This window comes from Sulfuricurvum sp., from assembly GCF_022759005.1.
In the GTDB taxonomy this organism is placed as follows: Bacteria; Campylobacterota; Campylobacteria; order Campylobacterales; family Sulfurimonadaceae; genus Sulfuricurvum.
This window is the reverse complement of record NZ_JAEMQA010000045.1, coordinates 1-4,848: the sequence shown is the minus strand read 5'-3', so window position 1 is coordinate 4,848 and position 4,848 is coordinate 1. Positions and strand designations below refer to the sequence as shown.

Annotated in this window: 5 protein-coding genes; 2 read left to right on the top strand and 3 right to left on the bottom strand. The window is 37.5% G+C overall.

Going from position 1 to position 4,848, the window contains the following annotated elements; genetic code table 11:
• Window positions 1-86: 86 nt before the first annotated feature.
• Both JHC35_RS02765 and JHC35_RS02760 read right to left on the bottom strand, forming a co-directional pair.
• A complete protein-coding gene (locus JHC35_RS02765) occupies window positions 87-905 on the bottom strand; it encodes a ParB/RepB/Spo0J family partition protein (RefSeq protein ID WP_295041851.1) in 819 nt (272 codons plus the stop codon).
• Entirely contained in the window at window positions 886-1,545 is a 660-nt protein-coding gene (locus JHC35_RS02760) for a ParA family protein (RefSeq protein WP_295041850.1), read from the bottom strand. Before JHC35_RS02760 ends, JHC35_RS02765 begins: the two co-directional genes overlap by 20 nt.
• A 123-nt stretch (window positions 1,546-1,668) precedes the next feature.
• Between JHC35_RS02760 and JHC35_RS02755 the strand changes: the two genes are divergently transcribed.
• A complete protein-coding gene (locus tag JHC35_RS02755) occupies window positions 1,669-2,880 on the top strand; it encodes an AAA family ATPase (protein WP_295041849.1) in 1,212 nt (403 codons plus the stop codon).
• Window positions 2,881-3,744, top strand: a complete 864-nt coding sequence (locus tag JHC35_RS02750) for a RepB family plasmid replication initiator protein (protein ID WP_295041848.1) — start codon at window positions 2,881-2,883, stop codon at window positions 3,742-3,744.
• A 660-nt stretch (window positions 3,745-4,404) separates the two neighbouring features.
• Here the strand turns inward: JHC35_RS02750 and JHC35_RS02745 are convergent.
• Window positions 4,405-4,644, bottom strand: a complete 240-nt coding sequence (locus JHC35_RS02745) for an XRE family transcriptional regulator (protein ID WP_295041847.1) — start codon at window positions 4,642-4,644, stop codon at window positions 4,405-4,407.
• Window positions 4,645-4,848: the final 204 nt, after the last annotated feature.

The window sequence follows — 4,848 nt, the reverse complement described above, 5'->3', positions numbered from 1 at the left end:
GCTGACAAAGGTGAGGGATAAGTATGGAATGGATATTATTAGAGGGGGAGGGGAGTTATAGAAGTTGTGCATGCACAACTGATAAATTAGTTCCCCAATAAATATTTGATTTGACTAATCATTGCATCAATCTTCTCTTTTTTATCGGCATCGATCCCTTGTGTATTAATGACAATTTTATTTTTAGATATCTCAACACGTGATTTTTTCTGTGTAGGTTTTAATAACGCATTTTTAATGGCTTCAAGCGCATCGGAACGTGAGAGATTTTTAATCTCATTATAGAGCTTGTCAAGAATGTCAACATCCACTTTATTGAGTGCTGACAAAACAGTAATATCGCTATATTTATCCGTCTTGATTTTTTCAAGAAGAGGGGGAGGGAGGCGAAGAACCGATAATGTTTTTGACAACCAGCTTTTCGACACGCCGATAGCTTCAGCTAGATCATTTTGACTCTCAACAATCTTGTCATCCAATATTTTTTTAAACGCTATCGCATTTTCAATCGGGTTCATATCACTACGCTGTAAATTTTCAACCAACGGAAGAAGAGCCAGTTGTGCATGCACAACTTTATCCATGATGATCGCTTTAATAAACTCTTTTCCCAAGACTCTATGGGCTTCGGCACGGCGATGACCTGCAATGATGGTTAAAACATCACCGTCTTTAGCGACTATGATAGGCTGTAATAACCCATTTGCTTCAATTGAATCCGAAAGTTCTTTTAACGATTCAGACTCCATGCCAATACGAGGCTGATACGGATTTGTCTGAAGTTTTGAGAGGGGTATTTCAATCACTGATTCGGGATTTTGTTCGACAACATGCAATTGTTCTGTTAATGCAGCATTTTGCGAGATTTTTTTCGCTAATGAATAATCAATCTTTTTTCTTGTCATTAATCCCTACCTTGCGCTTAATTTCTTTTACAAACTCTTTGAGTTCTTTGGTTGATTCTGATTTTTTATCAAGCTCACGGACACTAAAACCATACGCAACACTGTTGGCAAAATCAACACGACGGCGCATCATTGAATCCATGAGGTTGAAGTGGCGTGATCCACGAATAAAATCACTCACTTCATCAAATTTTTTCTGATTCGGATTCGTTTTATTAAGAACAACATTTGTGACAATGGTAGTTCCTGATTGCTCTGACAACTCTCTTAGGATACTTTCATATTTTTGAAGACCTAAAATTTCAGTGAATTCACTTGAAACGGGGGTAATAATGAAGTCGCTGACGAGAATTGCAAAACGGTTTAAACTCGAATCAAACCCACCTGAGTCAACAATAACGATTGTATCCTCATCCATGGATTCAAAGTAGCTTTCCAATTCTTCGCTGGTTGTAAAAATGTGCACTGGCAATGGTGTTTGTCCCATCTCTTCTCGGATTTGATTGTATGCGGTTACCGTCTGCTGAACATCTAAATCTATAACCTCTACGTTATTTTTGCGAGCGAGCTCTAAAGCAATGTTATAAGCAAGGGTAGATTTGCCTACACCGCCCTTTTGATGTGAAATCGTAATAATCATTCGTCGTCCCGTTTTGTTTGCCTTAGTATAGCAAAAATCATACCTTTGTGTTAGTCGTGTTAGTATTTTTGTTTGTTGGAGCAAAGTGTGCTAAAATATCTCATACAATAGCAAAGGAAGTAGATGACTCACCAGTTATACGATATTGATCTCGAACGAACTTTGCTCGCTAGCCTTATTTTTGAGCCGAATCTAATCAGCGATTTTTTTCACCCTCTCAGTTCACAAGAGCTTTTTTTCCACGAATCGCATCAAATCATTTTACAAACGATCTTGAATCTTCATTCTAAGGGGATCCCGGTAGAAGAAGGGATGATCAATAATACCCTGAAGAAAAATGGTCACCTTTATGAAAATGAACTGGTTTCCATTCTAACTACAACTCCTGCAGCCACTATTCGCCCCTACATTGATTCTTTGAGTGAGCTAGGTAATAAACGCCAACTCACTTCCCTTATCAATTCATTCAATCGGGATCTTCACGATGAATCGGTCGATGCAACGGCATTGTTGTCTAAAACTCTTGAAAAACTGGAAAACTTCCGAGAAACCCATCGTGTCGCTTTATTTGAAACACACGACATCGTTTCTCTAAAACCTGAAGAAGCGGATTTCATTTGCAAAGAGTGGCTGCCGTTTCCTAAAAAAACCGTTTCTCTCATCTCCGCTCCGGGGGGAAGCGGTAAAAGCTGGATGGTGCTCCAGCTCATGATGCGCTATCTAATCGAATCGCCAAGCGCAAAAACATTCGCATGGCTCTCAGAAGATCCGGTTGGGCTTACCGCTCATCGATCTGAAAAAATCGCTTCATCCATCATTTCAAAACCGCTTGAGTTTTTCAAAGGACGTCTAGCGATCAGTAATAGCCCAACCATCCAAGTACTATTAGAGCAGGGAAGGGGAGTTGAAGTTAATGCCTATTTCAGCGACTTCAAAAAAAGTCTCTCAAACTATGATCTTATTATCCTCGATCCGTTAATCGCATTCTTCGGTGCCGACGAAAACAACAATGCACATGCTCGTAAATTCATGCAACTATTTACCGAATGGGCGGCAAAAGAAGACAAGACCATCATTTTTATCCATCACAGCACAAAGAACACTACTCAGGCACGGGGAGCAAGTGCCTTTACCGATGCCGTACGATTGGTGTATGAAATTAGTGTTGTAACCGATAAAAAAGGGGAGGTTGATGAAACACGTTCTCACCTGCGCAAAATCTCTCTTACAAAAGACAACTATGGTGCTGCTAAACTCCTCGGTGGGAAAAGTGTCTCAAGACAGATTTTCCCTGAAACGAAAATTGATCCCCAATCATTTATGAAGGATTTCTAAATGGAAAAGCAACAACTCGTTTTCAAAGAATTTGATATTGTCAAAAAGTTTGAAAATTCAAATGCTACGGTTAGCGAATTACGAACCGGAGTTTTTGCCCCTATCGAAAAAATCAGTTCTACCTCAAAGACTTACACCCAGTTTATTGAAAATCAAAAAAAACGTTACATCGAAACCAGTTGGGGTAAAACAGTCATCAAAGGTAATATTCTGACTCAAACCCATAGAGATTTATTAGATTGTCTTTTCGCCGGTGCAAAAGAGATCAAAGAGATGGAGGGTGGTGCAATAGCAATCTATTTTTCCACATCAGACATTTTAAAATCGTACAGCGGAACAACTTCGCGAAATACCAAATGGCTCAAAGATAAACTCGATGAGATCCAAACCACCGCGATTGAATTCCGTACTACCGATGGTGAAGATTTTTATAGCTTCAATATTATCAGCTCATTTGCTTATAGTACTAAGCACAAAAGTTTTGGTATAGTAATCACTCCTGAATATCGAAAATACTTCGAAGATCAACTTACCGTTAACTATACCAAGGAACTTCCTAAACTTTTAAAAGTCAAAAGTGCTCTTCTTCGAGCGGTCATTCGTTTCTTTTGGACACATGCACAAGCAAGCACGATGAGTATCGATAATCTACTGCAAACCATTGGCTTCCCAATGGAATCCATCCGTACAAAACAAACGGCTATCAAAGAGATCCGAGATAATGCCGAGCTGTTAAAAGATTATGGAATCACTTATGAACCAAAAACAAAATTGATTTATCGTAAAGGCTCCTTCGATAATAGCATTACGTTTATGAGTACACCGAACAAAACAAAAGAACTTCCAGGTCTTTCTGAGGAATAGGGTGAATCAAGGGGTAAAGACCCTTGATCTCTCCCGCTTACCTATAGATATCTATTTATTCTATAAATATCTATAAATACCTATAGAAGCGTCACAATATGACTTCGTTTTATGAGGTAAATGACTTCGTTTTGTCACTAAATGACTTCGCCGAAGTAGTACATGACTTCGTAAGATGTATTAAATGACTTCGCGACTATAGTCCAAATATATATTTCTTCACAATATGGCTTCGTTTTTTCTTACTATACTCATTTATATATGCTGATAATAATATTCATGCGATCCAAAACGTAGTCAAATTGTGCATGTAATAGGTTAAATCATTAAAATAGTAACAATATTCAATGGATGAAATCAAAGAATATAAATACATCACAATATGACTTCGTTTTTTGAGTGAAGTGAGGATACCAGTAGAACAATTTGATACAAAATTCACAATATGACTTCGTAATTACGGCATAGTTATATCAAATCACAACATGACTTCGCTTTAGAGAATAGTTAGCGACAAATTCACAATATGACTTCGTAATTACAGTATAGTTAAATTAATGTAAATCTACTCCCGCTTGGGAGTAGATGAAAAAATGCACAATGAATCCCTATATTGTGGGAATAGAGAACTTTTTAAAGTCTTATAGAAAGTTAGAAAGTTCACTTCGATTTTTTATCCATTAAATCGCATACACCGCTTTTTCTAATCGCTTCTTTGATTTTCTTGCAGTGTTGATTCTCAATATAGAGATTCAACCACGATTCTACCCAATAGGGGATCTCACGATCTTCATTGCCCCAGTTTGAAATAGTACCCCCAGTGGTCCCTAAAATCTCGGCAAACTCTTTTTTGCTGAGTCCGGCGGTTTTGAGCATAGCATTAAATGCGTGTTTGTCCATGGGTTCCTAAATACATAGCTGTTTATAAAATTCTATCTAAATCACCTCAAATGTTTACTAAATGACTGTAAATATCTTATTTGTGAATTAAATACTACTTTTATTAATCAAACGTTTACTTCGTAAAAATACCGTCACTGCTACATACCCACTTTGCAAAATGCCATAAATTTACATATAGGTAATAAATTGTACTTTAATATA

What these genes read in the sequence shown, in the direction of transcription:
- JHC35_RS02765 (WP_295041851.1), bottom strand. Translation starts at nt 905, where the DNA reads ATGACAAGAAAAAAGATTGATTATTCATTAGCGAAAAAAATCTCGCAA.
- JHC35_RS02760 (WP_295041850.1), bottom strand. Translation starts at nt 1,545, where the DNA reads ATGATTATTACGATTTCACATCAAAAGGGCGGTGTAGGCAAATCTACC.
- JHC35_RS02755 (WP_295041849.1), top strand. Translation starts at nt 1,669, where the DNA reads ATGACTCACCAGTTATACGATATTGATCTCGAACGAACTTTGCTCGCT.
- JHC35_RS02750 (WP_295041848.1), top strand. Translation starts at nt 2,881, where the DNA reads ATGGAAAAGCAACAACTCGTTTTCAAAGAATTTGATATTGTCAAAAAG.
- JHC35_RS02745 (WP_295041847.1), bottom strand. Translation starts at nt 4,644, where the DNA reads ATGGACAAACACGCATTTAATGCTATGCTCAAAACCGCCGGACTCAGC.